The organism is Xanthomonas sp. LF06-19, from assembly GCF_034105425.1.
GTDB lineage: Bacteria > Pseudomonadota > Gammaproteobacteria > Xanthomonadales > Xanthomonadaceae > Xanthomonas_A > Xanthomonas_A sontii.
This window is the reverse complement of record NZ_JAXGGH010000007.1, coordinates 37,867-64,076: the sequence shown is the minus strand read 5'-3', so window position 1 is coordinate 64,076 and position 26,210 is coordinate 37,867. Positions and strand designations below refer to the sequence as shown.

Below are 26,210 nucleotides of genomic sequence, written 5' to 3'. Positions count from 1 at the left end.
GACCGGGGCTTTTCGTTGTGAGGCGCCGACGCCCGACAGGGCCGGAACAGGGGGGATCCAGATTTCCCTGTCGGACATCGACATAGACGGTGGGGTCGACCCCTTCGGGTCATAAAGCGACGCAGGCGGTCACCCCGTAGGACGTAGAGTGCGTGCTGGGACAGGCGAACGCAAGCCCTTTCTTAGGGTTCTAGTGTGCGACGTGTCCCATTGCTGCGACCCATATTGCCGGGGCGCGGCGCCGGCGGGCGCTGCATGCCCTCGGGCCGCTGCATCGCCGGCCGGGCCGGCTGCATCGATTGCGGCCGCGGTGCCGAATTGAGCGCGTCCGGACGCCGCAGGCGGTCCATGTCGCGCCACGGCGTCGGTACCCGACCACCCACGCTGGGCGGCGGCGACGGCGGCCGCGAGCCGCCGTCGTCCGGCCGCGGACGCGGTGGCGGGCGGTGGCGCGGGCCATCGTAGCCACGGTAGTAGTAATAGGGCACGCCGTACCCGTAGTAGCCGTAATAGGACGGGCCGTAACCGTAGTAGGGCACCGCGCCGTAGGGCGAGTAGTACTCGGAGTAGCCGGCCGGGTAGCGGTATTCGACCGACGGGGCGCCACGGTAGTAGCCACCCTCGCCGCCTCCGGCGTAATCGTAGGTGGCGCAGCCGCCCAGTGCGGCCAGCAGTCCAGCGGCGCAGATCAGGCGCAGTTTCATGGCGTTTGCCCTCCAGCAGGCTGGCTGACAGGTTCGGTCCGTGGCATTGAATCCCCCCTTAACTTCATCGGCTGCACTTGAACGCTTAAGTTGCGCGCAACGACGGCGAACCGGCGCGGGTCGCGGGCGCTGCACGTTGGCGACGATACGCTACCCTTTCGCGCATGGTCTCACGTTTTCTGCCCGAGTTCGGCGACGTCCTGGCGGCCGCCGCACGCATTGCCGCGCACGCGCGGCCAACCCCGGTGCTGCGTTCGCGGGCGCTGGATGCCGCCACCGGCGCGCAGCTGTACTTCAAGGCCGAACACCTGCAGCGCGGTGGCGCGTTCAAGTTCCGCGGTGCCTGCAACGCGGTGTGGGCGCTGGACCCGGCGCAGGCGGCCTGCGGGGTGGTCACCCATTCCTCCGGCAACCATGGCGCGGCGCTGGCCCTGGCCGCGCGCACCCGCGGCATCGGCTGCCATGTGGTGGTGCCGGAGGGGGCGGTCGCCGTCAAGCTCGCCAACATCGCCCGCCACGGCGCCACGCTGTGGCGTTGCGCGCCGAGCATCGCCGCGCGCGAGGCGCTGTGCGCCCAGGTGCAGCGCGATACCGGCGCGACCCTGGTGCATCCCTATGCCGATCCGGCGGTGATCGCCGGGCAGGGCACCGCGGCGCTGGAACTGTTGGACGCCAGCGGCGGGCTGGACCTGCTGGTGGTGCCGGTCGGTGGCGGCGGCCTGGCCGCGGGCAGCCGCCTGGCGCTGTCGGCGCGGGCGCCGCAGGCGCAGTTGCTGCTGGCCGAGCCGGCCGGCGCCGCCGACACCGCGCGCTCGCTGGCGGCCGGCGAGCGCCGCCTGGACATGGTCCCGGACACGCTCTGCGACGGCCTGCGCGGCACCCTCGGCGAACCCAACTTCGCCCTGCTGCACGGCCACGCCGAGGTGCTGGTGGTGGAGGACGCGGCGACCGTGGCGGCGATGCGGCTGCTGTGGCAGGTGCTCAAGCAGGTGGTGGAGCCGTCCTCGGCGATCGCCCTGGCGGCGGTGCTGGCACAGCCGGCGCGTTTCGCCGGGCGCCGGGTCGGGGTGATCCTGTCCGGCGGCAACGTCGACCTGGACGCCTTGCCATGGGGCGCGGCATGAGCGCGCGGGGCGGCTTCCGCTGGCTGCGCTGGCTGGTGCGCCTGGCGGCGCTGCTGGGGCTGTGGCTGCTGGGCGTGGCGATCTACATCGTCTGGGTCGGCGACCGCGACCAGGCGGCGCCGGCCGACGCGATCATCGTGCTCGGCGCCGCGGCCTACGACGCCAAGCCGTCGCCGGTGTTCGAGGAGCGCATCCGCCACGGCCTGGACCTGTACCAGCGCGGCTACGCGCCGACCCTGATCTTCACCGGCGGCTTCGGCAACGGCGCGCGCTTCGCCGAGTCGCAGGTGGCCCGGCGCTACGCGCTGCGCCACGACGTGCCGGCCGACGCGATCCTGATCGAGACGGTGTCGCGCACCACCCGGCAGAACCTGATCGAGGCGCGGCGGCTGATGCGCGAACACGGCCTGCACCGGGTGATCGTGGTCAGCGATCCGCTGCACATGGCACGGGCGCTGCGGCTGTGCCAGGAACTGCAGATCGACGCCCTGGCGTCGTCGACCCCGAGCAGCCGTTTCCGCAGCTTCCAGACCCGCTGGCGCTTCCTGCTGCAGGAGCTGTACTTCTTCCATCGCGACCTGGTGGTCCCCGGCGCCTGAACCTGCGGGGTGCGGTACGCAACGGCGCATTCCCTGGCGCCGGCCGCTGCCGAGCGCACCCGGATCAATCGCCACCGCAACGGTCGCGTACACGAGGTGATGGCGAGGCCGGCGCGCGGCCCATGCGGGCCGCGCACGTCATGCAGCCGCGCCATGGCCTGCATCTGGCCGGGCGCGATCACGGCCGTGCAAGGGCGCACATCGCGGAGCAGGGCCGCTGTGCGTCTCGGCGGACGAGCAGGGATCCCGGCGGAGATCGAGGGTGAATCCGTCGAACCAGCGGCGATGCCGGGTCGAGGCCGCTGCAGGCGACGACGCTACAACAGCGCTTTCGTCACGACCTGACGGTCATCGGCGTGCAGGCGCTTCGTTGGATCGCGGTCGTCGCACGCGCGCGGTTCCTGCATGTCTTGGCGTTGCGCGCGCCGACCCGCGGATGCGAGCCAGCTCGCTCACCATGCCGGGTCGACGTACTGGACGACCAGGGCGTTGGCGATGCTCTCGGTTTCAGCGTCGATGATGCCGCTGGTCTTGCGTGGCCTGAAGTGCATCTGGAACGCGGCGACGATGCGTTGCAGTTTTCCGCTCCAACGCCCGTCGACACTCACCTCGTTGTACCCATAACGCTTGAGCGCCCGCTGCAGCGCGAGTACATCGCCGGGCGCATTGGGATCGCGCCCGGCCAGGTAGCGGCGCACGTTCGCCTGGTCCGGCCATGCGCCGATGCCGTGCCGGGCGAGCATTTCCCAGGGGAACAGCGGACCTGGATCGTACTTGCGCAGGGGCGCCACGTCGCTGTGGCCGAGCACGTTCTGCGGTGCGATGCCATAGCGGGTGATGAGGTCGTTGAGCAGCGGCACCAGCGCGGCGACTTGCTCCGGCGCGAAGGCGTACCACTGCCGATTGCCGGCCTTGCCCTGTGCAAAGCCGAGATTGACGATCTCCACACCGATGGACGTATCGTTCAGATTGCTGCGGCCATTCCAGGCGCTCACGCCAGCGTGCCACGCCCGTTTCTGTTCGGCCACCAGTTGCAGGACGACCGGCTTTCCATCCACCAGCGCCGGGCGCGCCGGCACCAGGTAATGGGCGCTGACATCCGGGCCTGACAGCACCTTCAGTGAACGGGCGTCATTGAGCGCGGTGTAATGCAGGACGATGAAACGGACGCGTTCGTTTTGCGCCAGGGAGGGCGTTTGCACCGATACGTCGTAACTGCCGCGGTCCAGGAGTGTCGGGGGCGATGGTGCCGCAGTGGCTGGAGTCTGGGGCGGTGAGCGGACAGACGAGCAGCCAGCGAGCAGCAGCGACAGCGACAGCGACAGGACCACAGTGCGAGACATGCACACTCCTCCGATTGGTTGCGCAGCGCCGGGTGTGTCGACTGCGAGGGATGTGCAAGCGAGTTTGCCGTCGCATCGGAGGCGCTCCCATGGGGCGGCGCCCAAAACAGGCGCGCACTGCGCGGCTGATGGAGCGCGCCCACGCAGCGCGCGCGCAGCCTTGGTGCCCCCCCCGTGGCAGTGCCGTCCCGAGTCGCGAAAGATCGCGGGCCTGGCGCGCTGTGTCCGACCCCGTTGGCGCTTGCGGCTGCAGAAGGTCCAGTGCCTCCATCGCCGCCGCCGGTGGCTGCCCGCCGCAGGGCTGTGCCGCGCCGTATGATGGGCCTTTCCACGGCCCGAGGGAGGCAGCCATGAGCAACCACGGAGTTCCTGCGCAGGACCAGGCCATCGCCCTGGTGCAGGCCTATTACGCCGCGTTCAACCGCGGCGACTGGGACGGCATGCTGGGCATGCTCACCGACGATGTCGCCCACGATCTCAACCAGGGCGCGCGCGAGACCGGCAAGGAGGTCTTCGCCGCCTTCCTGCAGCGCATGAACGCCAGCTACCGCGAGCAGTTGCACGATATCGTGGTGCTGGCCGCGCAGGACGGCGGCCGTGCCGCCGCCGAGTACGTGGTGCATGGCGAATACCACCACACCGACACCGGCCTGCCGGAGGCGCGCGGCCAGCGCTACGTGCTGCCGGGCGGGGCGTTCTTCGACATCCGCGACGGCAGGATCGCCCGGGTGAGCAACTACTACAACCTGGAAGACTGGATCGCGCAGGTCTCCGCCTGAGCCACGCGCCGGCCTGAGGCCGGCGCGTTCGCGCTGTCGCACAACTGTCCGCCGGCCGTCATCTGCGGCCACAGGCGCGGTGACTAAGGTCGCCGCGTCGACCGAGAGGACTGCCGATGCGCGCGCTGCTTCGTTCCCCGGCCGTCGCGGTGGCGCTGCTGGCCTGCACCCTCGCGCTGGCCCTGCTGGGCGCCCGCGGCATCTGGGATGCCGACGAGGGCCGCTACTCCAATGTCGCGCTGAACATGCTGCACAGCGGCGACTGGCTCACGCCCCGCCGCAGCGAGGACGTGGCGCACTGGACCAAGCCGCCGTTGACCTACTGGGCGATCGCCGCCAGCGTCGCCGTGTTCGGGCCGTCGCCCTGGGCGGCGCGGTTGCCGTCGGCGCTGTCCTACCTGCTGTGCGTGCTGCTGGTGTGGCGCCTGGCCGCGCGGCTGTTTCCCGAACGCCCTGAGCTGCCGGCGCAGGCGGCGCTGCTGTACGCGACCATGCTGGCCCCGTTCGGCGCGGCGCAATGGATTTCCACCGACTTCCTGCTCGCCGCCTGCGAGACCCTGGCGGTGTGGGCCTTCGTCGAAGCGCGGGCGCATCCGCCCGGACAGGGCAAGCGCTGGATCGCGGCGATGTGGGCCGGCTTCGCCCTGGCGTTCATGACCAAGGGTCCGCCTGGCCTGCTGCCGCTGCCGGCGCTGCTGCTGTTCAACGCGGTGACGCCGGGGCCGCCGCGGCGCGCGCTGCAGCTCTCCGGCATCGCCCTGTTCGTGGTGCTGGCGCTGCCCTGGTACCTGGCGGTGATCCACGGCCATCCCGGATTGCTGCAGTACTTCGTCGGCGACGAGGTGGTCAAGCGCGTGGCCAGCGATGCGTTCGGGCGCAACGCGCAGTGGTACGGCTGGGCGGTGGCGTATGCGCCGATCCTGGTCCTGGGCACGCTGCCGTGGACGCCGGCGCTGGCGCGCTGGGCCTGGCAATTGCCGCGGCAGCTGCGGCAGTGGTGGCGCGATCCGGCGTTGCGCCTGCAGCAGGCCGCGCCGCTGCTGCTGACCCTGTGGCTGCTGCTGCCGCTGCTGGTGTTGTGCCTATCGCGCTCACGGCTGCCGCTGTACGTGCTGCCGCTGTTCGTGCCGCTGGCGTTGCTGGCGGCGTGGCAGCGCGCGCAGGAGGGCCGGGCGCCGTGGCGCTGGCCGTGGCTGCTGGGCTGGTGCGGATTGCTGCTGGCGCTCGAACTGGCCGTGGCGCTGCTGCCCACGCACAAGGATGCCGGCGCCTGGGCGCAGGCGATCGCGCAGCGCGCCGATGCGCCGGTGCGCGAAGTGGTGTTCGTCGAGGACATGGCGCGTTACGGCCTGCGCCTGGAGCTGGGCGCGCAGGTACGCAAGATCCGCCTGAACCCAGTGCGCGACGCGCCGCGTTTCGGTCCCGAATACGACGCCGATCTGCTCACGGTGTTGCGGCAACCGCGCGCCGGGCGGGTGTGGGTGTGCAAGCAGGAGGCCTGGCCGCAGGTCGCCGCGCGCATCGCCGCGCAGGGGGCGCAGGCGCAGGTGTTGGGCACGCCCTACCAGGGTCGGGTGCTGTTCCGGGTGCTGCCCGGCTCAGTCGCCGCGGCGGCGGATCGGGATCGCTGACAGCGGCACCGCGGCGATCTCGCCGCCGCCCTCGCGGATCGGCGCGCCCGGCGGCGGCGCCCAGGCGTGCGCGTAGATCACTTCCCAGGTGCTGGGCAGGGTGCCGTCGGCGCCGCGCAGCGGCTCGTAGGCCGCCGCGGCAGCGGCGAAGCGGCCGCGGCCGGTGAGGGTGTGGCGGCGCGCCTGCAGCGCGTTGGTGGCGCCGATCGCGCGCAGTTCGCGCATCAGCGCGGCAAGGTCCGGATAGGTCAGGTTGAACACGTCGCGGTCCAGCACCGGATCGCGGAAGCCCGACAGCATCAGCGCATCGCCGAACTGCGCGATCGGCGCGAAGCGGCTCACATGCGGCGTGGTGCGGTCGGCCTGGGCGAAGGCCTCGCGCAGTTCGACCAGGGTATCCGGGCCGAAGCTGGAACACAGCAGCAGGCCGCCGGGGCGCAGCACGCGGCGGAATCCGGCGAACACCGCCGGCAGGTCCTCGACCCACTGCAGGCACAGATTGCTGAAGATCACATCGACGCTGTGCTCGGCCAGCGGCAGCGCGCGCGCATCGGCGCAGACGCGGCCGAACGGCTTCCACCAGCCGGCCTGGCGCTTGGCCTGCTGCAGCATCGGCAGCGCCTGGTCGAGCGCGATCACCTGCGCGCGCGGCCAGCGCTTCTTCATCGCCGCGGCGGCATGCGCCGGACCGCTGCCCACGTCCAGCACCACCTGCGGGACGCGGTCGCCGAGGTAGTCCAGCGATTCCAGCAAGCGCCCCTGCACCTCGCGCTGCAGCGCCGCGGCGGCATCGTAACTGGCGGCCGCACGCGCGAAGGCGCGGCGGATGTGCTGGGAGTCGAACGCGGAAGGATCCATCCGCGCATTATCGCCGCCCGCGTCGTGCCGCGGCCAGCAGCGCCACCTGCATCACCGCGTTCTGCGCACGCGTCGCCAATCTCGGCTTACGAATTCCGACTCCCCAATCCCCACTCCCGGCTTCTCAGAACGTCCCCGGATAGCTGCCGCCATCCAGCAGCAGGTTCTGACCGCTCAGGTAGCCGGCCTGCGCGCTGCACAGGAAGGCGCAGGCCGCACCGAATTCTTCCGCGGTGCCGAAGCGCCCGGCCGGAATCTGCCGGCGCTTGCGTTCGGCCAGGTCGGCGGGATTGATGCCCTCATGCTGCGCGGCGTGGGCGATGTTGCCACGCAAGCGGTCGGTGTCGAACTGCCCCGGCAGCAGGTTGTTGATGGTCACGTTGTGCGCCACCGTGCGCCGCGCCAGCCCGGCGACGAAGCCAGTGAGGCCGGCGCGCGCGCCGTTGGACAGCCCCAGGCTGTCGATCGGTGCCTTCACCGCGGCCGAGGTGATGTTGACGATGCGGCCGAAGCCGCGCGCCTGCATCGCATCGACGGTGGCGCGGATCAACGCGATCGGCGCCAGCATGTTGGCGTCGAGCGCGCGCAGCCAGTCCTCGCGTTCCCAGTCGCGGAAATCGCCGGGCGGCGGTCCGCCTGCGTTGTTGATCAGGATGTCGACCTGCGGGCAGGCGGCCAATACGGCGGCGCGGCCGGCCTCGGTGGCGATGTCCGCCGCCACCGCGACCACCTCGCCACCGCCATCGAGCGCGCGCAGCTGCGCCGCGGCCGCCTCCAGCGCGGCCTGGCCGCGCGCCACGATCACCACATGCACGCCTTCGCGGGCCAGCGCCTGCGCGCAGCCCAGTCCCAGCCCCTTGCTCGCGGCGCAGACCAGCGCCCATTTGCCGGCGATTCCAAGGTCCATGCTTGCACTCTCGTTCGAAGGAACCGCGATGATCGGACATCGGCGCAGTGGCGGCCAGCCTCGCTCCGCGACGTTGAGGACACTGGCACGCACGGCAGGTGCAGGAGCGGCTTCGCTGCGTAGCGTTTTGCTGCCATGCGTCGCGACTGAAGTCGCTCCCACACGGGTGGCCGGCATCCTTGTGGGAGGGACTTCAGTCGCGACGACGGAGGGTGTCGGTCGGCTTTCGGCTTCGCTTGTCGCGGCGGCACGACAGTTGAGTCCCACGGCGGAGCCGCTTGCGTCTTTCTGACATCGGTGCGGGTCGCGTGATGCCTTGTGGGAGTCAACTGTCATGCAGCGTGCGACGCGCGAGACGGTGTGCGTTTTCCGATGGCGCAATGCGTCGGGACTGAAGTCCCTCCCACAGTGCGCCCGGCGGGCTTGACGCAAGCGCTTGTAGAGCGGCTTCAGCCACGACCCGACGCAACGGGCGTGTCGCGGCTGAAGCCGCTGCTACGACAGCACCGTGGAACGCGCGGCGCGACGCCGCTAGTCCAGCGTCGCCATAAATCCACGCAGCGCCTCGGCGACCGTAGCGGCATGGCCGAGGAACGGGGCGTGGCCGCCGCCGGCGATGATTAGCGCACGCGCGTTCGGCGCCAGCGCCGCGGCGGCCTCCATGCCTGCGGGTGGGACCAGGCGGTCGCGCTGGCCGCCGATCCACAGGCTGGGCACGCGCAGGCCGGGCAGGGCGCGGCGCAGGTCGGTGCGTTCCAGCAGGGTCAGGCCGTCCTGCAGCACGTGCGGGTCGGGCGTGCCGCGGGCGTCGAGCGCCTCGCGCAGGGTGCGCAGTTCGGCGCGCGCGTGCGCCGAGCCGAGCGTATCCAGTGCCAGGAAGCGCTCGAGGGTGCCGCGATAGTCCTCGGCCAGATCGCGGCCGAACTGTTCGAACACCTGCGGCTCCACCGCGTGCGGCCAGTCGCTGCCGCGTACGAAGCGCGGCGTCGCCGCGAGCATCGCCAGCCCGCGCACCTGCGGTTGCGTGGCGGCGGCGTGCAGCGCGAACAGCCCGCCCAGCGACCAGCCCAGCCACACGGCCGGCGGCGTGGCCGCGGCGATCGCGCTGACCACGTGCGGCAATGCCAGCGGCGTGTCGTCGCCGCGGCTGTGGCCGTGCCCGGGCAGGTCCACCAGGTGCAGGCGGTACTGCGCCGACAGGCGCTCGACCAAGGGCGCGAAGATGCCGCCGTTCAACGCCCAGCCGTGCAGCAGGACCAGATCGGGGCCCTGCCCCAGGGTGTCGATATGCATCGTCGTCCGTCGTTGCGAAGGAACAGGAAAGGCAGCGTCGGCTGCCGCGTCAGTGCGCCGCGCGCTGCGCCAGCACCTGCGGCAGCAGCAGGCGCCACTGTCGGCGCGGATAGTCGCGGGTGCGCCAGGCGGACACGCGATGCGCACCACGGCGCTGCTGGATCGCCGCGCTCAGCCAGTCGCCGTCGATGCCCTGCCAGGCGCCAGCCGTGGTCAGCAGGTTCGGCGCCAGCCGCGGATGCACGTCCTCGCGCAGCATCTGCCACAGCGTGTCGGTGGCGAACGGCGAAGCGGCGAGTACCGCGGCGATCTGCGCATGCCGCGCGTCGACCGCATCGTCCAGGTACAGCTCGGCCAGCGCGTCCCACACCGCGCGTCGCGCGGCGAGGCCGGTCGCGCTCACGCCGGCACGCCGGGCGGGTGCGCGGCCACGCGATCGCGGGCCAGCGCCAGGGCATCCAGCAGCGCCTGCACCTGCGCCGGCGTGTGCAGCGCCGACAGGGTCACGCGCAGCCGCGACTTGCCCTCCGGCACGGTCGGCGGGCGGATCGCCGAGACCAGGTAGCCGGCCTGTTCCAGCGCCGCCGACCACGCCAGTGCGGTGCGCTCCTCGCCGCACAGCAGCGGCTGGATCGGCGTGTCCGAGGCCATCAGCTCCAGGCCATGACGGCGGGCGCCGCCGCGGAACAGGGCGATCAGCTCGACCAGCCGCTCGCGCCGCCACTGGTCGCGCCGCGCCAGCTTGACCGCCGCCAGCGAGGCCGCGGCTTGCGCCGGCGGCAGCGCGGTGGTGTACAGATACGGCCGCGCGGTTTCGGCCAGATGCCGGATCAGCGTGGTATCGCCGACCACTGCGGCGCCGTAGCCGCCCAGTGCCTTGCCCAGGGTCACCAGTTGCAGCGGAACGTCGTCGACACCCAGCCCGGCCTCGGCGACGCTGCCGCGCCCCTGCGGGCCGACCACGCCGACGCCGTGCGCGTCGTCCACGTACAGCAGCGCCTGTTGGGTGCGCGCCACCAGCGCCAGCGAGCGCAGCGGGGCGACGTCGCCGTCCATGCTGAACACGCCATCGGTGGCCAGCATCGCCGCACCGTCGGCGGCGTGCTTGAGCTGGCGCATCGCGCCTTCGGCATCCAGATGCGGATAGCGACGCAGGCGGCAGCCGGCCAGGCGGCTGGCGTCGAGCAGGCTGGCGTGGTTGAGCCGGTCCTGCACGCACACGTCCTCTTCCTCGCTCAGCAGCGCCTGCTGCACCGCCAGGTTGGCGATGAAGCCGCTGCCGAACAGCAGCGCCTGCGGATAGCCGAGCCAGTCGGCGATCTCGCGTTCCAGCGCCTCGTGCAGCGCGTGGTGGCCGCACACCAGGTGCGAGGCGGTGGCGCCGGCGCCTTCGCGTGCGGCCGCGTCCTGCAGGGCGGCGACCACTTCGAACTGCTGCGCCAGGCCCAGGTAGTCGTTGTTGCAGAAGCCGGTCAGCCAGCGGCCGTCGACTTCCAGGCGCACGCCGTCGCGGCGGCCGACGCTGCGGCGCACGCGCAGGCGCCCCTGCGCTTCGCGCAAGGCGCGCGCGGACTGGATGCGGTCGTGCAGGTCGGGACGGGCCATGGGCGCGGGACGGGCATCTGGCGGGCTAGCGTAGCGCGTCCCCGGCCGGGCCGGACGCCGCCGGCGATGGACGGCCGGATCGGCGGACGGACGCGCGGCCTCGGTTCAGACCAGGGCGGCGGCGATCGCCGCAGTCGGCTGGGTGGTGATGTCGGCGTGCACGGTCCCGGGATGGTCGTGTGCATCGGCATCGACCATCACCTGCATCGGCCGCAGCCCAAGGCGTGCGAACAGCGCCTGGTCGCGCTCGGTGTCGGGGTTGCCGGTGGTCAGCAGCTTCTCGCCATAGAAGATCGAGTTGGCGCCGGCGCAGAAGCACAGCGCCTGCAGTTCGTCGCTCATGCTCTCGCGCCCGGCCGACAGCCGCACCATCGCCCGCGGCATCGCGATGCGGGCGACGGCGATCGTGCGCACGAACTCGAATGGGTCCAACTCCACCGTGCCGTGCAGCGGGGTGCCGGCGACCTGCACCAGGCGGTTGATCGGCACCGAATCCGGATGCACCGGCAGGTTGGCCAGCGCCTGCAGCAGGCCGGCGCGCTGGTCGCGCGACTCGCCCATGCCGACGATGCCGCCGCAGCAGGTCTTCAGGCCGGCGTCGCGCACGTGGGTCAGGGTGTCCAGGCGGTCCTGGTACTGGCGGGTGTGGATGATCGAGTCGTAGAAATCCGGCGCGGTGTCCAGATTGTGGTTGTAGTAGTCCAGCCCGGCGGACTTCAGCGCCTGCGCCTGCGCGCCGTCGAGCATGCCCAGGGTGGCGCAGGTCTCCAGGCCCAGCGCCTTCACCTCGCGGATCATCTCCGCCACCTTCGGGATGTCGCGGTCCTTGGGCGAGCGCCAGGCCGCGCCCATGCAGAACCGCGAGGCGCCGGCGGCCTTGGCCTGGCGCGCCTTGTCCAGCACCGCCTCGGTGCTCATCAGCTTCTGCGCCTCCACGCCGGTGGCGTAGCGCTGCGCCTGCGGGCAGTACGCGCAGTCTTCCGGGCAACCGCCGGTCTTCACCGACAGCAGCGTGGACACCTGCACCTGCGCCGGATCGAAGTGTTCGCGGTGCACGGCGCCGGCGCGGTGCAGCAGTTCCGGGAACGGCAGGTCGAACAGGGCGAGCAATTCCTGGCGTTGCCAGTCGTGTCGGACGACAGCGGACATGGGGGTTTCCTGACGGTCAGCGGCTGGGAAAGCGGGCAGTCTGGTAAGCATGCAACGTCCTGTCAACTTCACAATGACTGGTTTGGTTGACGGCGGTTGGCGCTGGTTGCAGCGCCGCCTGCTGCCGGAACGCTGCCTGGTGTGCGGGGAGCCCGGCGCGCCGGGCCTGGACCTGTGTGCCGCCTGTCGAGACGGCGTGCCCTGGAATGCGGCGGCCTGCTGCCGCTGCGCGCTGCCGTTGCCGGCGCTGGATGCCGAGCAGGTCTGCGGCGCGTGCCAACGCCGGCCGCCGTTGCTGGAGCGGGTGGCCAGCGCCTGCGTGTACGCCGCGCCGGTCGATGGCCTGTTGCGCCGCTTCAAGTTCCATCAGGACCTGGCCGCCGGGCGCCTGCTCGCCGCGCTGCTGCAGGCACGCTGCGCGGCCTTGCCGCGGCCGCAGGCGCTGCTGCCGGTGCCGCTGCATCCGGCCCGGCTGCGCCAGCGCGGTTACGACCAGGCGCTGGAACTGGCGCGGCCACTGGCGCGCGCGCTGGAGCTGCCGCTGTGCCTGGACCTGCAGCGGGTGCGGGCGACCGCGGCGCAATCCGAACTGGATGCGCGCGCACGCCGGCACAACCTGCGTGGTGCGTTCGCGGTGCCGGATTCGGCGGCGTTGCCGGCGCACGTGGCGCTGATCGACGACGTGATGACCACCGGCGCGACCCTCCACGCCGCGGCAAAGGCACTGCGCCGTGCCGGCGTCGAACGGGTCGATGCCTGGGTGGTGGCGCGGGTGCCGTGAGCGCTGCACCGGCTGTGCCTGCACCGCGTGCGGACCCGTGGCTATCGCGTGGCCTGTGGCCAGGGCGTTTTTGCGCGCCGCCGAAGCAGGCTGCCGAACCGCGTCGGTGTCAGCCGGCGCGCAGTGCCAGCGCCGCGGCAATGCCGGCGAAGATCGCCAGGCCGACCCAGTTGTTGTGCAGGAAGGCGCGGAAGCACGCCGCGCGTTCGCGGTGCCGGGCCATGCGGAATTCGACGACGACCAGCAACGCCGCCACGCCCAGCCCGGCCCAGTACCACACGCCCAGGTCCGCGCGATGCCCGACGAAGGCGAGAGCGACGAACATCAGCGCGTACAGGACGCCCTGGATGACCAGGTCGAGTTCGCCGAACAGGATGGCGGTGGACTTGGAGCCGGCGCGCAGGTCGTCCTCGCGATCGACCATCGCATACCAGGTGTCGTAGGCGGTGGCCCACAGGATATTGACCGCGTACAGCAGCCAGCCCAGCGCCGGCACCTCGCCGCGCACCGCGGCGAAGGCCATCGGAATGCCCCAGCCGAAGGCCATGCCCAGATAGACCTGCGGCAGGTAGGTGTAGCGCTTCAGGTAGGGATAGCTGGCGGCCAGGAACAGCCCGACCACGCTCAGGCCGATGGTCAGCGCGTTCATGGTCAGCACCAGCGCGAACGCCACCAGCATCAGCACCGCGAACACCGCCAGCGCTTCGCGGCCGCTGACCGCGCCGGTGGCCAGCGGCCGGCTGCGGGTGCGCTCGACCTGCGGGTCCAGCCAGCGGTCGGCGTAGTCGTTGATCACGCAGCCGGCCGAGCGGGTCAGCCACACCCCGGCGGTGAACACGAACAAGGTCCACAGCGGCGGTATCCCATCGGCGGCCAGCCACAGCGCCCACCAGGTCGGCCACAGCAGCAGCAGCACGCCGATCGGCCGGTCGCCGCGCAGCAGTTTCCAATACTGGCCCAGGCGCGCGCGCGGCGGCAGCGCGGCAGGCGTTTCGTAGCGTTCGTAACCCATCGCGCAAGGGTAGCAGCCGCGTGGTGCCGGCGGCGCGTCGCGGAGGTGGATGCGCCGTGTCCTGCGTTGGTTGGCCGAGCGCCGCAGGACGCGGACGGGCGCCAGGCGTCCACGGCGAGGTGGCCGCCGTGCCGCATGTCGACGCACGGTGCCGGTGAGCGGACGGCGGCGGCCGCATGCCCATGACGCGCGCGCCGTCGCCGGGCCGTGCGAATGGGGGAGACGCGGACCACGAATGCCGTTAGAATGCGCGTCCGTTGCGCCCGTAGCTCAGCCGGATAGAGTAGTGGCTTCCGAAGCCATTGGTCGGGGGTTCGAATCCCTCCGGGCGCGCCATCCCCCGCCGTGCATGCCGATCCTGTCTGGCATCGCCCGCGTCCTGTCCGCCATCTGCGCAGGCTCCTCTCTCCTCTTTCGCTTCCGCCGTCCTGCGACCGTGCGAACGCATGCGTTGCTCGCTGCCGGGCGCTGTGGCGCCGATGCGTCATGCCCGCGCGATCCCGACCTTGTCCCAGCGCTTGGCCAGCGTCCCATCCGCTCCCAGAAGCATGGTGCGCGGCGTGCTCTGCTGGAGCCGTCTGCGCGGTGTCCGAGCAGGGCGCCAGGCGTGGTACTGGCTGCGGTACGTGGCATGGGTGGGTGCGTGTTCGGAGACGGGACGTGCGCCGGAACGCACGGAACGAGGTGTTGCGCAACGTCATAGGTTGATGAATTTCACATTACATGTCTCCCTGTGTAGAATTTCGGAGCGGCCAGGGTAGTGTCCGCCACAGGGCCGGCATGGGGATGCCGCTCGCAGTGCCTTCAGTGACGCCCGCCACCTGCATACGCACACGTTCGGATACAACGCCGGGTTCTTCATGCGCCGCCGCTCGACGCTCACGCCCCTGTTGCTCCTGATCGTCCTGTTGCTTGGCGGGTGCGGCGGGATCCAGTCGGTCTCCGAGCAGGGCCGCCGCTCCATTGCCCTGGACGGGCACGTACAGATGCTGCGCGACCGTGCCGGCACGCTCGACGTGCACGCGGTGGCGGCGCGCGGCGACCTGCAGCCGACGTCGCCGGAGTTCAGTCTCGGCTACATCCCTGATGCGGTCTGGCTGCGCCTGCGCCTGGATCGCATGACCGGCCTGCCTCGGGTGCTGATGTTGCAGGTGGACGCGCCGCTGGCCGATACCGTGCGCCTATACGTGCCGCAGCCGGGCGGTGGCTTCCGCGAACTGCGTCGCGGCGAGGACGTGTCGCGGCGCGAGTACCCCTACCTGCTGCGGACGCCGGTGTTCCAGTTGGAAGCGCCGGATGGACGCTATCCGGAGGTCTACCTGCGCCTGACCGAGCGCAATGCGATGACGGTGGCGCTGAAGCTGTGGGAGCCGCAGGCGCTGCTCGCCCACGAGGCCTTGTCCGCCAGCCAGGACAGCATCTTCCTGGGCTTCATCCTCGCGCTGTGCATGGCCGGCACCTTCATCTGGCGACGCAGCGGCGTGGGGCCGGTGCGCTGGTATGTCGCCTACATCGCCACCAGCGGCTACAGCGTGTACAAGACCCGGGGCCTGGTCGGCCCGTTCTTTCGTCTGGACACGCACGATGGCGGCGACACCGTACTCGGCGTGGTGCTGGCGCTCAGCGTGGCCATCGCCGTGTCCTTCAGCGTGCGGTTGATGGCTTTGCACACGCATTTCCCGCGGCTGTCGCGCGCCTACGAAACCTTCGTGTGGCTGGTGATCGGCGTCGCCTGCAGCGGATTCCTGCTTGGCAGGTTCGGAACGGTGATGCCGTTCGTGCAGGGGCTGAGCCTGGTCAGCGTACCGTTGCTGCTGCTGGTGGCGGCTTACCTGAGCTGGCGCGGCCAGGCCATGGCCAAGCTGTACCTGGTGGCGTTCCTGGTGCTGTACATCGCATTCTTCCGCGGCTTCCTGATCAACCTTGGCCTGCTGCCGAACACGCCGTGGCTGCGCAATGGCGCGCCGCTGGCGGTGGGCCTGACCCTGCACCTGTTGTTGCTGACCTTCAGTTTCGCGCAACGCTTCTACGCGCTGGAGAAGCAACGCCAAGATGCATTGGCCCTGGCGCTGGAACTCTCGCAGCAGTCCGAGGCATCGCTGGAGCACAAGGTGCGCGAACGCACCCGCGAACTGGCCGAGGAAATCGTGCAGCGTCAGGCCACCGAGCAGCGCCTGCGCGAGAGCAAGACGCAATTGCGGCAGGCACTGGTCGCCGAGCAGCGGCTGCGCGAGGAGCAGCGCGAATTCGTGACGTTGCTGTCGCACGAGTTCCGCACGCCCTTGTCGATCATCCATGCCAGTGGCCAGATGCTGCAGGACACGGAGACCGCGCTGCAACCGGCAGGACGCCGCCGCATCGAGAAGATCCAGCGATCGGTGGAGCGCATGTCCGAGTTGATCGAACGTTTCCTCGACGATGAACAGGTGCTCTCGGACGAAGGCGCGCTCAAGCGCGAGGTGTTTGCGTTGCCTGCGCTCATCGACGAGGTGCTGGACGCGCTCGATCCGTCACGCGAGCGCGTGCGGGTCGAACTGGCCCAGGCGCCGCTGCGGGTGGATTGCGACCGCGGCCTGCTGCGGATCGCCCTGGACAATCTGTTGGGCAACGCCCTGAAGTACTCCGGGCCGGGACAACCGGTACGGCTGACGGCCACGGCGCAGGCGCAGACCCTGATCCTCGGCGTCGCCGATCAGGGTCCCGGCATTCCGCAGCACGAGCACACCGGGATCTTCCGCAAGTTCGCGCGCGGCAGCGGCAGCGGCGGCACTGCCGGCGCGGGGCTGGGGCTGTACCTGGTCAAGCGCATCGCCCTGCGATTGGGCGGCGAATTGACCCTGGACAGCGACGGCCGCGGCGCGACCTTCAGCCTGCGCCTGCCCCAGGCCGTCGCCGCGGAGGGGCGGTGAGCATGCGCACGCACCGCACATGCGGCGCACGGCATGGCGTCGCGCGCCGCCGCCGCGCCGGGGAGGCACGCTGACATGGCATTGATCGGTCTGCTCGAAGACGAAGTGGATCTGTGCGAGGAACTGCAGAGTTATCTGGTCGGCGCCGGACACCGCGTGGTATCCGCTGGCTCGGCCGCGGCCTTCTTCGCCGCAAGTGCCGGGCTGCGCTTCGACGTGGTGATCCTCGATCGCGGGCTCCCCGATGCCGATGGCCTGGAGAGCGTGGAGCGCCTGCGCAGCGCCTCCCCGGGCGTCGGCATCATCATGTTGACCGCACGCGGTGCCAGCGAGGACCGCATCCACGGCCTGGAGAACGGGGCCGACCACTATCTGGTCAAGCCGGTGCGCCTGGCGGAACTGGCGGCGCACGTGCGTGCGCTGTTGCGGCGGCTGCCGCGCGGCTGGCGTCTGGTCGCCAGCGAATGCTGCCTGTACACGCCGGAGGATGCGCGTCTGGAACTGAGCGCGCGCGAGTTCGCGCTGTTGCGGGTGCTGGCCGTGCGCGCCGGCGAGATGACCGGGCGCCGTGAGGTGGCCGAGGCGCTGGGCTGGGACTGGATGTCCTTCGACCAGCGTCGCCTCGACACCTTGATCAGCCGGCTGCGTCGGCGCTGCCGCGACGCCTGCCGCCAAGAACTGCCGATCCGCACCGAGCACGCGCGCGGCTACCTGACGACCGAGCCCGTGCGCGTGGAGTGACTGCGCCACACCGTAAGGCGAGCGTGCGATGGCGATCTTGCGCAATCGAGTGCGCGCACGCTGTGGCGCCGGCGATGCGCGTCAGAATTCCGCCGCCGATGAGGGTGGCGTGCCGGCCGCCGACCGTTTGAGTGCGCCAAAAATCCGCCGAAAAAGCCTGCAATTCTGCGGCGCGAGCGGGATGCGTATGCGGTCTTCTGACGTTACGCGGGCGTGTCAGAACTCGTAAGTTTTCACACCCTCGTGATCTCCAGAATGGCGCCGATCAACAAGGGCGCGTTCTGCGCACCACACGGGGACATTGCATGAATACCACGCGGCTGGCCAAGCTTCTTGGCCTCGGCTCGTTGCCACTCGCTGTCAATTTGGCTCTTGCGCAGACAGCGCCGCCGGACGCGGGTTCGCTGCTCAACCAGCAGCAGCGCCAGGAACGGCTGCAGCCGCCGGCCGACGATGCGGCCGCGTTGCTGCAGGCGCCGTTGCCCGATGCGCCGGATGGCGGCTTCAGCGCACGCATCGACCGCGTCCGCTTCAGCGGAGCCGAGGGCGCGATCGACACGCAGGCGTTGCAGGCGGTGGTTGCCGATGCGCTGGGCAAGTCGCTGACCCACGCGCAGTTGCAGGCGCTGGCGCAGCGGGTCAGTGCCGCGCTGCAGGCGCAGGGCTATCTGCTGGCGCGCGCCTATCTGCCGCGGCAGGACCTGAGCAACGGCGAGCTGGAGATCGCGATCATGATCGGGCGTCTGCAGAACGCGCCCGGCCGCGTGCAGGTGCTGTCCGACGATGCCGCGCTGCGCGCCCGCGCGACCGGCATCGCCGATGCGGCCTTGCCCGAAGGGCCTGTGCGCAACGACCAGTTGGAGCGCGCGCTGCTGTTGATCAACGACGTGCCAGGCGTGAGCGCGCGTGCGACGCTGGAAAAGGGCGCCGAGCCCGGCAGCAGCCGCCTGCTGATCCGTGCCGATAGTGCGCCGGCGTGGATCGGCGGCGCGAGCGTGGACAACTTCGCCAACCGCTACACCGGCGCGTGGCGCAGCAGCGCCTGGGGCGCGGTGAATCGGCCGTTCGAGCACGAGGACCTGCTCGGCGTGAACCTCAGCCACAGCAGCGGCAGTGATCTGCTGGGTCTGAACTACGCCATCGGCCTGACCCCGTCGGGTCTGCGCGCCAACGTCGCCGCCTCGTCGATGCACTACGCGGTTGGCGCCGAGTTCAAGCCGCTGGACCTGCGCGGCAGCGCGCGTACCGTCAGCGCCGGCCTCAGCTATCCGCTGTTGCGCACGCGCAAGCGCAGCCTGTGGATCAGCATGGACGCCGAGCGTCGCGAGCTGGTCGACAAGGCGCTGGGCCAGGTCCTGCGCGAGCGCAATCTGGACCGGCTCACCACCATGCTCAGCGGCAACGCCTGGGACGGTTGGTGGGGCGGCGGTTACTTCGGCGCCAGCCTGGGCTGGGTCGCCGGCCGTGTGGATCTGGACAACGCGGCCGACCGCATCGCCGACGGGCTGAGCGCGCGCACCCGCGGCAGCTACAACAAGCTGGTCTGGCGCGTGGAGCGCAATCAGAGCCTGGGCGGCTTGAGCAACTGGGGTCTGTACGTGGGTGCCAATGGCCAGTTCGCCAGCAAGAACCTGGATTCATCGGAGAAGTTCCTGCTCGGCGGCCCGTCCGGGGTGCGCGGGCATGCGGTCGGCGAAGGCAGCGGCGACAACGGCTGGCTGGTCAATGCCGAGCTGCGCCGCGATTTCCTCGTCGCCAGGCACGTGCGTGCGCAGGCGCTGTTGTTCGCCGATCACGGCCACGTGCGTCAGCACATCGATCCGTGGGCGGGATCGGTGATGCCGTGGTCGGGCAATGCGTATGACCTGTCCAGCGCTGGTATCGGCCTGAACCTGCAAGGCGAGCGCTGGTCGCTGCGCGGTGCCTGGGCGCACCGGCTGGGCGACAACCCCGGCCGCAGCGCCGCCGGCCTGAACGCCGACGGCTTGCGCGACGACCACTACCTGTGGCTGCAGGCCAGCCTGCGCTTCTGACGCCGCCACTCCACGCCTTCTGAGGACGATTCGCATGAATCACATCTACCGTTTGATCTGGGACGAACTGCGTGGCGCCTACGTGGTCGCCGCCGAGATTTCCCGCCGCCGCGGCAAGCGCAGCGGCACCGTGGTGCGCGCTGCCGCCGCCGCGATCGCCATCGGCAGCGTGCCGCTGTCGGCCTATGCCGTGGATCCTGGCGCATTGCCCGACGGCGCGCAGATCGCCGCCGGCAATGCGCACCTGGACCAGCACGGCGCCAACCTGACCGTGCATCAGGACAGCCAGCGGCTGATCCTGAACTGGAACAGCTTCGACATCGGCAACCAGGCCAGCGTGCGCTTCGAGCAGCCCGACAGCACCGCCATCGCGCTGAACCGCGTGCTCGGTGGTACGCCCAGCCAGGTGCTGGGCGAACTGAGCGGCAACGGCCAGGTCTGGCTGGTCAATCCCAACGGCGTGTACTTCGGCAAGGGCGCGCAGGTGGACGTGGGCGGGCTGCTGGTCAGCTCGCTTGGCATCAGCGACAGCGACTTCCTGGGCGGACACGCGCGCTTCGTCGCCAGCGGTGCGGCCGGCGCGGTGCGCAACGACGGCGCGATCCGCGCCAACGGCGGCGTGGTGGCATTGCTGGCGCCGGCGGTGGGCAACACCGGCAGCATCGCGGCGGGCCAGGTCGGCCTGGCCGCAGGCGATCGCGTTGCGGTGGACTTCGGCAGCGACGGCCTGCTGTCGCTGGCGGTCGCCCAGGACGCGCTGAAGGCGGAACTGGCGCAGAGCGGCACCATCCGCGGCAACAACGTAGTGCTCAGCGCCGCCGGCGCCAGCGCGCTGCGCTCCAGCGTCATCAACATGGATGGCGTGGTCGAAGCGACCTCGCTGGGCGCGCATGGCGGTCGCATCCTGCTCGACGGCGGCGACGCCGGCCAGGTCCACGTCAGCGGCCGCCTCGACGCCAGTTCGGCGACCGGCCAGGGCGGCCGCATCGACGTGCTCGGCCAGCAGCTACGCCTGGACGGCGGCGCGCGCCTGGACGCCAGCGGCGCGACCGGCGGTGGCGCCATCCACGTCGGCGGCGGTTGGCAGGGGCACGATCCGGCGTTGCGTAACGCCACCCACGTGGAGGCCGATGCCAGCGTCGCGCTCGACGCCAGCGCCGGCAGCAGCGGCAACGGCGGCGAAGCGGTGGTCTGGTCCGACGGCGACACCCGGTTCGCCGGCAGCATCGCCGTGCGCGGTGGCGCGCAAGGCGGCAACGGCGGCCGCGCCGAAGTCTCCGGCAAGCAGCAACTCGCCTACAGCGGCCGCACCGATGCCAGCGCGGCCAACGGCGCGATGGGCGACCTGCTGCTGGACCCGGACACCATCAGCATCCAAGGTGGCGGCACCGGCATCGGTTCCCTGGGCGGAAGCACGGTATACGTGCGGGACCTGCAGGCGCAGAACGCCAACGTGATGCTGGTGGCCGACAATGGCATCACCTTCGGCGACCTGTCGCTGAACGGCGGCAACGGCCGCCTGAGCATGGCCAACAATGTCAGCCTGCGTCTGGAGAACACCAACGGCACCATCAGCTTCGCCAATCCGACCAATACGGTGGAAGTGTTCGGGACCGGCAGCATCTACATGCAGAGCGGACGCACCAACACCGGCTTCCTGAGCAGCATCGGCAACCTGATCGCACATGGCTCCGGCACCAATCCCGGCACGCTGCCGACCCACGACGTCACCCAGAACGGCAACGGTACCCCGGGCGCCGGCTCGATCACCCTGTACGGCGCCGACGGCATCTCGGTCAGCGGCGCGCTGACCACCAATGGCGGCTACGTGCGCATCTGGGGCGACTCGGACAACATGGGCGGCGGCGACCTGACCCTGAACTCGCCGATCTTCAGCAATGGCGGCAACGTGTACCTGTCCACCGGGCAGGGCGCGGTGACACTGAACTCCAACATGACCCTCGGCGCCGGGCGCGTGCTGTTCAAGGCCGATGGCAGCTACACCAGCGGCGAGAAGATCCTCAACGGCCTGATCGACGCCAGCGGCGACTTCAACATCGATACCGCGTTCACCATGAAGGGCAACGCGAGCATCTACACCAACGGCAACATCGTGTTCGGCAACGTACCGGTCAATCTCGATACCGGCAGCGGCGTGCTGGTGCTGCGCGCCAACAAGATCGACTGGGGCTCGTCGACCCTCAACAACCTCAGCACGGCGTCGATGCGCCTGGAGCCGTACGACCCTTCGGTCAACATGGTGCTGGGCGACGCCAACGGCTTCGCCTCGGCGGCGACGCTGAACAAGTTGCCGGGCATCCGCAACCTGACCATCGGCCGCGCCGACGGCACCGGCACCATCAGCGTCTCCGGCAACTACAACTTCAACGCCAGCGGCAGCTTCGAGTTGCTCGACAAGACCCTGGACATCACCGCCGGCAGCCTCAGCAACAGCACCGGCGACGTGATCCTGACCGGCGACACCATCAACCTCAGCCAGCATGTCACCGCCAACGGCGGCAACGGCAAAGTCACGATCCGGCAGATGACCGCGGCCAACGCCCTGCATCTGGGCACCGGGCTCAGCAACGCGACGATCGGCCAGGTCAACGCGGCCACGCTGGAAGTGGGCCGCAGCGACGGCGGCGACCTGGTGTTCGACAGCGACATCGTCACTGGCGCCAGCACCGTGAGCCTGAAGAGCGGCCAACGCGTCTTGGGAGTCAACGGCGGCGTATCTGCGGCCAAACTGGCGGTCACCGCCGGCGCCGGGGCCACCCTCAGCGACAGTACCTTCAACTTCACCACGCTGGCGCTGGACGTGGGCGGCGCCACCCAGATCGCCAGTTCCAGCGCCACTTGGGGCCTGGGTCTCGCCGACACACTGACCGGCTTGAATGTGCGCGCCGGCACCACCGGGACGGTGGGGTTGAACGCGACAGGAACCTTGGGCCTGAACAGCGCGATCAACTTCAACAACAGCGCCGCCACCCTCGCCGCCACTGCCGGCACCGGTTTCGATGGGGCCAGCACCACGCTGAGCAATCAGACGGCAGCTACCGTGGCCTTCGCCCTGTCCGGCGGCAACCCGTTCGCGTTCGGCGGCAGCAGCACTGTCCTGAGCGGCAGCATGCTGTCGCGCTTCAACGGCGTGAGCACGTTGCGCGTGGATGCGTCGGGCAACGACGTGACGATGGGGGCGTTCAACGTCGCCGTCGGCAACCGCATGCAGGTGCAGGCGCGTCGTTTGCAGCAGACCGACGACGTCGGCGTGAGCGGCGGCAGCCTCTATCTCAGCGCCGCGCAGGGCGGCCTGAGCCTGAACCACGGCATCAGCGCCGCGCAGACGCTGTCGCTCAACGACGTCGCCGGCACCGGCATCCAGGGCAGCGGCGCGTTGACCGCCGCGGCACTGGCGCTGCGCTCCAGCGGCGCGGTGTCGCTGACCTCCGCCAGTACCCTGGTGAACGCGATCGCGGCACAGAGCGGCGACCTGACTTTCCGCAACAACGGCAGCCTGCTGGTCGGCAGTGTCGATGGCCTCGCCGGCATCGCCTCCACCGGCGCGGTGGACGTGCGCCTGACCGGCGCCAGCGCGGACCTGACGCTGCAACAGGCGGTGAGCGCGGGCAATGCCGCGCAGCGACAGACCGGCGTGCTGCTGGCGGCCGGCCGCAACTTCATCAATCAGGCAGGCAGCAGCGCGGTGAGCACCGGCAACGGCCGCTGGCTGGTGTATTCCACCTCGCCGCTCAATGACACCCGCGGCGGTCTGGCGCCGCAGTTCAAGCAGTACAACGCCGGCACCGGCAGCACCGTGCTGGATGCGGGCAGCGGTTTCCTTTACCGCGTCGCCCCGACCGTTGCCGTCGCCCTGACCGGCGCAGCCAGCAAGACCTATGACGGCAATGCCGCTGCCGCACTGGGCGGGATCGGCTACACGGCCAGCAGCGGTGCGATCGACGGCGATACGGTCGTCGTCACCGGCACCACCGCGCACTACGACAGCAAGAACGTCGGCCACGGCAAGGCGGTCACCGTCGACGGCCTGAGCGTGGACCACGCCGGCAACGGCGCGGTGCGCGTGTACGGTTACGGTCTGGCCAGCACCAGCGCCAGTGCCAACATCGGTACGATCAGCCAGAAGACGCTGCAGCTGGGGGCCGGCTCGATCCAGGGCAAGGTCTACGACGGCACCACCACCGCCAGCCTGGGGTCGGCGGCCCTGAGCGGCGTGGTGAGCGGCGACGACGTGCGCTTCGCCGGTGCATCCGGCGCGGTGTTCGCCGACAAGCGCGCCGGCGTCAACAAGCAGGTCACCGTGTCCGGCATCGCGCTCGGCGGCAACGATGCCGGCAACTACCTGGTCGACAGCACGGCCTATGCCGACATCGCCAAGCGCACGCTGACGGTGGCGGTCGACATCGCCGGCAAGGTGTACGACGGCGGGATCGGCGCGCAGGTGCGCAACGCCACGCTCGGCAATGCCGTCGTCGGCGACGATGTGTCCGTCGCCACCCAGGCCGCGTTCGTCGACAAGAACGTCGGCGACAACAAGAGCGTCGTGGTCGCCGCACAACTCGGCGGCACCGATGCCGACAACTACGTCATGGACGTGGCCACCTCGACGCCGCGCGGCAGTACCGCCTCGATCACGCCCAAGACGATCGACGCCGGCATGCTGAGCGTGACGGCCAAGGTGTACGACGGCAACCGCACCGCCAACGTCGGCAGCAACGGCCCGGTCGGCACGCTGAGCGGGGACGACGTGGCGCTGGTCCTGCAAGGCCAGTACGACGACAAGAACGCCGGCACGGGCAAGCGGGTGGACGTGACCGCGGGCTTGCGCGGTGGCGATGCCGGCAACTACCAGTTGCTCGCGACGCGCCTGCAGTCCAGCGGCGACATCACGCCCAAGACGATCGACGCCGGCACGCTGAGCGTGACCACCAAGGTGTACGACGGCAACCGGACCGCCACCGTCGGTAGCAGCGGCCTGGTCGGCGCGGTCGGTGGGGACGACGTGGCGTTGATCTTGCAGGGCCTTTACGACACCAAGAACGCCGGCACCGGCAAGCGCGTGGACGTGACCGCGGACCTGCGCGGTGGCGATGCCGGCAACTATCGCCTGGTCAACACCAGCCTGCAGTCGCGCGGCGACGTGGCGGCGAAGGCACTGACCGTCGGCAATGTGGCCGTGCTGGACAAGCGCTTCGACGGCGGCAGCGACGCGGTGCTGGTACTGCCGCCGCTGCGTGGCGTGGTCGCTGGCGACGAGGTCGCGCTGCAGGGTCGGGGTCAGTACGACAATGCCTCGGCCGCGGCGGGCAAGACGGTGCAGATCGCACTGGCCCTGAGCGGTGCCGACGCGGGCAACTACCGCCTGACCGACGCGCGTCAGCAGACCGTCGCCGGCATCGAGGACCTGCCGGGCCGCAACGCGGTGGACGCGGTCTCGCAGCCGAGCATGGGGGGCAACGGCACGCAGCCGGGCGGCACCGCCGACGGCAATTCGTTGACGGCGGCGGGCGCGATTTCGGCAGCGGCCGGCGCGATGGGGGAACTGGGCGCATCGGCGCAACCGCGGCTGGGTGGAACCTCGCTCGATCCGACCGGCGCCGGCAGCACGGCATCGGGTGGCGCCGCCGGTGGCAGCGGCAGCGGCCTTGGCGGTAGCGCCGGTGGTTCGGGCGGTGCCGGCGGCACTGCCGGCGCTGCGATCGGCACGGGCACCGGGATCACCGCGGCCGACGGTGCCACCGGCTCGGCGGGCGCCAATACCGGTGGCAACGGCGCAGGCAACGTCGTCGATGCCCAGGGCGGTGCTGGCGCCGCAAGCCAGGGTGCCGGCCAGCGCGGCGGTGCCCCGGGCGATGTGGCGATGGAGCAGGTGCTGCGCAACGGTGCCGGCGTGAGCCTCGCTACCGGTGGCGAGACCCTGGCGCAGCCTGAAGTGGCGGTGCTGACGGTGTTCGACGGCGAAGGCCGCGCGCTTGGCCGCCTGCGGGTGGAAGACCTGGGCAGCAGCCTGGCGCTGCACCCGCTGGACGGCAGCGCGCCGACCGCGCCGAACCTGCAGCAGAACGTTCGCGCCAGCGCCCAGACCAGTGTGGCCGTCGATGCGGACGAGAACGCTACGCTGCGCCTGTCCCTGCTGGAAGACGGCACGCTCCATGTGGTGGCGCCGCGTTCGGCCGCACGCATGGACCGCGAAACGCTCAGCGCCTACGCGCTCGGCGCGCTGAAGCAGCAGGCGGGCGTGTCGGTGCAGCAGGTGCGCGCGCTGGTGCTGAGCTTCGTCGACTGACGGAGTGGCGAGGGACACAGGGGCGGCTGCCGCCTCTGCGTCCCGGCGGCCTGGCTGATCGGGGGAAAGGCCAGGCCGGGTTCGACCGTCTCGGCGCGGGTGATGCGCCTGAAGCGGAGGCAGCGGCGTCCGCGGTGCGATGGTGGCAAGCGCGGAGCACCCTTGCGGTGAGATCAAGGTCATCGCCTCGCCATCGTCGCGCCGCGGACGCGCCACATTCTGGAGGTGTCATTGCCTGATGCATGCAGGGTGCGACACAGCGCGACCCTGCGTCGCACAAGCCCTCATGCGGGAGTGTGCTCTGGCAGCCTTGTGGGTGGGAGGCTGCCGCCGCCGTTCCGGCGCATGTGCCGCGCGGCCAGCGCGATGCTGTGCCGCCCATCGCTGCAGTGTCGCCGCACCGGGGCGATACGGCTATCGTATCGGGATGCCGAG

18 protein-coding genes and 1 tRNA gene are annotated in these 26,210 nt (G+C 70.7%); 10 read left to right on the top strand and 9 right to left on the bottom strand.

The window, feature by feature from the left end; genetic code table 11:
* Positions 1–182: 182 nt before the first annotated feature.
* A complete protein-coding gene (locus tag SLW55_RS14495; protein ID WP_043094298.1) occupies positions 183–704 on the bottom strand; it encodes a hypothetical protein in 522 nt (173 codons plus the stop codon).
* Between the two features lie 164 nt (positions 705–868).
* On the opposite strand from SLW55_RS14495, the gene SLW55_RS14490 reads away from it, so the two are divergent.
* Positions 869–1,828, top strand: coding sequence for a pyridoxal-phosphate dependent enzyme (locus SLW55_RS14490; protein ID WP_267097730.1), 960 nt, complete (start codon positions 869–871; stop codon positions 1,826–1,828).
* Positions 1,813–2,427, top strand: a complete 615-nt coding sequence (locus SLW55_RS14485) for a YdcF family protein (RefSeq protein ID WP_017916239.1) — start codon at positions 1,813–1,815, stop codon at positions 2,425–2,427. Before SLW55_RS14490 ends, SLW55_RS14485 begins: the two co-directional genes overlap by 16 nt.
* A 452-nt stretch (positions 2,428–2,879) precedes the next feature.
* On the opposite strand, the gene SLW55_RS14480 is transcribed toward SLW55_RS14485, so the two are convergent.
* On the bottom strand, positions 2,880–3,770 hold the full coding sequence (locus SLW55_RS14480) for an N-acetylmuramoyl-L-alanine amidase (protein ID WP_043094302.1): 891 nt from the start codon (positions 3,768–3,770) through the stop codon (positions 2,880–2,882).
* Positions 3,771–4,120: 350 nt separating this feature from the next.
* Here SLW55_RS14480 and SLW55_RS14475 point away from each other — a divergent pair, with 350 nt between their 5' ends.
* Positions 4,121–4,549 (top strand): ketosteroid isomerase-related protein, encoded by a 429-nt coding sequence (locus SLW55_RS14475; protein ID WP_267086883.1) that lies wholly within the window; start codon positions 4,121–4,123, stop codon positions 4,547–4,549.
* A gap of 116 nt (positions 4,550–4,665) precedes the next feature.
* The gene (locus tag SLW55_RS14470) at positions 4,666–6,180 is read left to right on the top strand and encodes a glycosyltransferase family 39 protein (RefSeq protein WP_295928944.1); all 1,515 of its coding nucleotides are present in this window, start codon (positions 4,666–4,668) and stop codon (positions 6,178–6,180) included.
* Here the strand turns inward: SLW55_RS14470 and bioC are convergent.
* The 6 genes from bioC to bioB form a co-directional block, all read right to left on the bottom strand.
* A complete protein-coding gene (bioC, locus tag SLW55_RS14465; protein ID WP_267097732.1) occupies positions 6,148–7,038 on the bottom strand; it encodes a malonyl-ACP O-methyltransferase BioC in 891 nt (296 codons plus the stop codon). The two genes, SLW55_RS14470 and bioC, sit on opposite strands and share 33 nt — an antisense overlap.
* A 124-nt stretch (positions 7,039–7,162) precedes the next feature.
* A complete protein-coding gene (locus SLW55_RS14460) occupies positions 7,163–7,945 on the bottom strand; it encodes an SDR family oxidoreductase (RefSeq protein WP_295859458.1) in 783 nt (260 codons plus the stop codon).
* Positions 7,946–8,476: 531 nt separating this feature from the next.
* Positions 8,477–9,238, bottom strand: coding sequence for a pimeloyl-ACP methyl ester esterase BioH (bioH, locus tag SLW55_RS14455; protein WP_295859455.1), 762 nt, complete (start codon positions 9,236–9,238; stop codon positions 8,477–8,479).
* Between the two features lie 49 nt (positions 9,239–9,287).
* On the bottom strand, positions 9,288–9,641 hold the full coding sequence (locus SLW55_RS14450) for a hypothetical protein (RefSeq protein ID WP_017916790.1): 354 nt from the start codon (positions 9,639–9,641) through the stop codon (positions 9,288–9,290).
* Positions 9,638–10,843 carry an 8-amino-7-oxononanoate synthase gene (gene bioF / locus SLW55_RS14445; RefSeq protein WP_320745336.1) on the bottom strand — a complete coding sequence of 402 codons (1,206 nt, stop codon included), beginning with the start codon at positions 10,841–10,843 and terminating at the stop codon, positions 9,638–9,640. Before bioF ends, SLW55_RS14450 begins: the two co-directional genes overlap by 4 nt.
* 105 nt (positions 10,844–10,948) lie before the next feature.
* A complete protein-coding gene (gene bioB / locus SLW55_RS14440; RefSeq protein WP_295906897.1) occupies positions 10,949–11,992 on the bottom strand; it encodes a biotin synthase BioB in 1,044 nt (347 codons plus the stop codon).
* A 73-nt stretch (positions 11,993–12,065) separates the two neighbouring features.
* Here bioB and SLW55_RS14435 point away from each other — a divergent pair, with 73 nt between their 5' ends.
* Positions 12,066–12,773, top strand: coding sequence for a ComF family protein (locus SLW55_RS14435; protein ID WP_152237309.1), 708 nt, complete (start codon positions 12,066–12,068; stop codon positions 12,771–12,773).
* Between the two features lie 109 nt (positions 12,774–12,882).
* On the opposite strand, the gene ubiA is transcribed toward SLW55_RS14435, so the two are convergent.
* A complete protein-coding gene (ubiA, locus tag SLW55_RS14430; protein ID WP_017909533.1) occupies positions 12,883–13,785 on the bottom strand; it encodes a 4-hydroxybenzoate octaprenyltransferase in 903 nt (300 codons plus the stop codon).
* Between the two features lie 259 nt (positions 13,786–14,044).
* Between ubiA and SLW55_RS14425 the strand changes: the two genes are divergently transcribed.
* The 5 genes from SLW55_RS14425 (at position 14,045) to SLW55_RS14405 (ending at position 25,775) form a co-directional block, all read left to right on the top strand.
* A tRNA-Arg gene (locus tag SLW55_RS14425) sits at positions 14,045–14,121 on the top strand.
* Positions 14,122–14,675: 554 nt separating this feature from the next.
* Positions 14,676–16,694 carry a sensor histidine kinase gene (locus tag SLW55_RS14420; RefSeq protein ID WP_295906894.1) on the top strand — a complete coding sequence of 673 codons (2,019 nt, stop codon included), beginning with the start codon at positions 14,676–14,678 and terminating at the stop codon, positions 16,692–16,694.
* A gap of 75 nt (positions 16,695–16,769) precedes the next feature.
* A complete protein-coding gene (locus SLW55_RS14415) occupies positions 16,770–17,435 on the top strand; it encodes a response regulator transcription factor (RefSeq protein WP_267121810.1) in 666 nt (221 codons plus the stop codon).
* Between the two features lie 305 nt (positions 17,436–17,740).
* The gene (locus tag SLW55_RS14410) at positions 17,741–19,468 is read left to right on the top strand and encodes a ShlB/FhaC/HecB family hemolysin secretion/activation protein (RefSeq protein WP_242004339.1); all 1,728 of its coding nucleotides are present in this window, start codon (positions 17,741–17,743) and stop codon (positions 19,466–19,468) included.
* A 34-nt stretch (positions 19,469–19,502) separates the two neighbouring features.
* Positions 19,503–25,775, top strand: a complete 6,273-nt coding sequence (locus tag SLW55_RS14405; RefSeq protein ID WP_320745335.1) for a YDG domain-containing protein — start codon at positions 19,503–19,505, stop codon at positions 25,773–25,775.
* Positions 25,776–26,210: the final 435 nt, after the last annotated feature.

Excerpts from the sequence above, each read along its gene's own strand:
- SLW55_RS14495 (WP_043094298.1), bottom strand. The coding sequence starts at position 704 with ATGAAACTGCGCCTGATCTGCGCCGCTGGACTGCTGGCCGCACTGGGC.
- SLW55_RS14490 (WP_267097730.1), top strand. The coding sequence starts at position 869 with ATGGTCTCACGTTTTCTGCCCGAGTTCGGCGACGTCCTGGCGGCCGCC.
- SLW55_RS14485 (WP_017916239.1), top strand. The coding sequence starts at position 1,813 with ATGGGGCGCGGCATGAGCGCGCGGGGCGGCTTCCGCTGGCTGCGCTGG.
- SLW55_RS14480 (WP_043094302.1), bottom strand. The coding sequence starts at position 3,770 with ATGTCTCGCACTGTGGTCCTGTCGCTGTCGCTGTCGCTGCTGCTCGCT.
- SLW55_RS14475 (WP_267086883.1), top strand. The coding sequence starts at position 4,121 with ATGAGCAACCACGGAGTTCCTGCGCAGGACCAGGCCATCGCCCTGGTG.
- SLW55_RS14470 (WP_295928944.1), top strand. The coding sequence starts at position 4,666 with ATGCGCGCGCTGCTTCGTTCCCCGGCCGTCGCGGTGGCGCTGCTGGCC.
- bioC (WP_267097732.1), bottom strand. The coding sequence starts at position 7,038 with ATGGATCCTTCCGCGTTCGACTCCCAGCACATCCGCCGCGCCTTCGCG.
- SLW55_RS14460 (WP_295859458.1), bottom strand. The coding sequence starts at position 7,945 with ATGGACCTTGGAATCGCCGGCAAATGGGCGCTGGTCTGCGCCGCGAGC.
- bioH (WP_295859455.1), bottom strand. The coding sequence starts at position 9,238 with ATGCATATCGACACCCTGGGGCAGGGCCCCGATCTGGTCCTGCTGCAC.
- bioF (WP_320745336.1), bottom strand. The coding sequence starts at position 10,843 with ATGGCCCGTCCCGACCTGCACGACCGCATCCAGTCCGCGCGCGCCTTG.
- bioB (WP_295906897.1), bottom strand. The coding sequence starts at position 11,992 with ATGTCCGCTGTCGTCCGACACGACTGGCAACGCCAGGAATTGCTCGCC.
- SLW55_RS14435 (WP_152237309.1), top strand. The coding sequence starts at position 12,066 with ATGACTGGTTTGGTTGACGGCGGTTGGCGCTGGTTGCAGCGCCGCCTG.
- ubiA (WP_017909533.1), bottom strand. The coding sequence starts at position 13,785 with ATGGGTTACGAACGCTACGAAACGCCTGCCGCGCTGCCGCCGCGCGCG.
- SLW55_RS14415 (WP_267121810.1), top strand. The coding sequence starts at position 16,770 with ATGGCATTGATCGGTCTGCTCGAAGACGAAGTGGATCTGTGCGAGGAA.
- SLW55_RS14410 (WP_242004339.1), top strand. The coding sequence starts at position 17,741 with ATGAATACCACGCGGCTGGCCAAGCTTCTTGGCCTCGGCTCGTTGCCA.
- SLW55_RS14405 (WP_320745335.1), top strand. The coding sequence starts at position 19,503 with ATGAATCACATCTACCGTTTGATCTGGGACGAACTGCGTGGCGCCTAC.